Annotated in this window: 1 rRNA gene; it reads left to right on the plus strand. The window is 54.5% G+C overall.

Annotated elements, in window-relative coordinates:
* Positions 1–257 (plus strand): 16S ribosomal RNA (locus KI350_RS22840); the annotation flags it as partial.

The following is a 257-nucleotide window of genomic DNA, read 5'->3' on the forward strand; positions in this document are numbered from 1 at the left end:
GATGTTAGCGGCGGACGGGTGAGTAACACGTGGGTAACCTGCCTGTAAGACTGGGATAACTCCGGGAAACCGGGGCTAATACCGGATGCTTAATTGAACCGCATGGTTCAATTATAAAAGGTGGCTTTTAGCTACCACTTACAGATGGACCCGCGGCGCATTAGCTAGTTGGTGAGGTAACGGCTCACCAAGGCAACGATGCGTAGCCGACCTGAGAGGGTGATCGGCCACACTGGGACTGAGACACGGCCCAGACT

Origin of the sequence: Bacillus sp. J41TS8 (genome assembly GCF_018333035.1) — a bacterium.
Lineage (GTDB): Bacteria > Bacillota > Bacilli > Bacillales > Bacillaceae > Bacillus > Bacillus paralicheniformis.